Genomic DNA, 1304 nt, shown 5'->3' on the forward strand with positions numbered 1-1304 from the left:
GCGCTCCAAGGCGACCACGTTCTAACATCCCGACAGGAGTAGCCGCCCTCAATCTGGCTCGGGCGAGACCCCAATCACCCCATCTGTTGAAAAAGGTGCTCGCCGCAGGTCGATGACCGTGATTCACTAATTCCGAAGAGATTCGGAGATGACACGTGCGCGGTGGCGACAATCGAACTGGCGAGTTGTTCAGCTACGTTGATCTGGAGGCGCGGGTTCGGCGGGGTCACCCGTTGCGAGCGATCCGGGCGATCGTGAACGAGGCGCTGGTCGCGTTGGAGCGGGAGTTTGCGGCGGGGCGACCATCGATCGCGCCGGAGAAGCTGCTGCGTGCGATGCTGCTGCAGGCGTTCTACTCAATCCGCTCGGAGCGGCTGTTGATGGAGCGGCTGGAGTACGACCTCCTGTTTCGCTGGTTCGTCGACATCGGCGTCGATGAGGCGCCATGGAACCATTCGGTGTTCTCGAAGAACCGCGACCGGTTGCTGGAAGGCGACATCGCAGCGAAGTTCTTAGGCGCGGTGCTGGCGCAGCCCAGGGTGAAGAAGCTCCTGTCCACCGACCACTTCTCGGTCGACGGCACGCTGGTCGAGGCGTGGGCGTCCATGAAGAGCGTCAAGCCGAAGGACGGCTCGGGCGAGCCACCGGCTCCAGGCGGCGGGCGGCGCATCGAGGAGGCGTTCGGCTGGATCAAGACGGTCGCGGGGCAAAGAAAGACCAGGTTCCGCGGCCGTGACCGCGCCGGATGGGCATTCACCTTCGCGGCCGCCGCCTACAATCTGGTACGGCTACCGAAGCTCGTGGCGGTGCCGACATGAGCGCGCCGGCTGGCTGCCAGCTGACCGGCAGCTGGCGTATCGTCGAGGCCGACCTGTGGGATCGCGGCTATCTCGACCTCAGCGGCCCTGCCACCATCACCATAGGGGATGACAACAACGGCGAGATCGCCTTTGGCGCCCTGCAAGCCGGTCTTGATCTGAGCTACAGCCCCTCGATGGTCTTCTTCACCTGGGCCGGCTGCGACGAAATGGACGAAGTCACCGGTGACGGCTCCGCCGAACTGCTCGAAGACGGCTCGATCGAAATCACCTTCGTCTACCATAACGGCGACGAGGCCATCCTCAAGGCCAAGCGCTACACTTCTTCAACAGATGGGGTGATTGGGGTCTCGCCCGAGCCCAGATGCGGGCGGCTCCTCCTGTCGGGATGTTAGAACGTGGTCGCCTTGGAGCACCACAAACATCGGGAAGGAGCAGCCATGAAGTATTTTGCTGGATTAGACGTATTTTGGAAGAGACCACGAT

The 1304-nt window shown here is 62.7% G+C and carries 1 protein-coding gene and 1 pseudogene; both read left to right on the forward strand.

Annotation, left to right across the window (positions count from 1 at the left end; genetic code table 11):
- Positions 1–155 precede the first annotated feature (155 nt).
- Positions 156–683, forward strand: a pseudogene (locus O7A60_RS31655) (transposase); the annotation flags it as partial.
- A gap of 131 nt (positions 684–814) precedes the next feature.
- Positions 815–1213: a hypothetical protein gene (locus tag O7A60_RS31660; RefSeq protein WP_337109572.1), complete on the forward strand. Its 399-nt coding sequence runs from the start codon at positions 815–817 to the stop codon at positions 1211–1213.
- Positions 1214–1304: the final 91 nt, after the last annotated feature.

This window comes from Mesorhizobium salmacidum (SeqCode) (genome assembly GCF_037179605.1).
Classification (GTDB): domain Bacteria; phylum Pseudomonadota; class Alphaproteobacteria; order Rhizobiales; family Rhizobiaceae; genus Mesorhizobium; species Mesorhizobium salmacidum.

Bases quoted from the DNA above. Each gene is read 5' to 3' on its own strand.
- O7A60_RS31660 (WP_337109572.1), top strand. From the start codon at position 815: ATGAGCGCGCCGGCTGGCTGCCAGCTGACCGGCAGCTGGCGTATCGTC.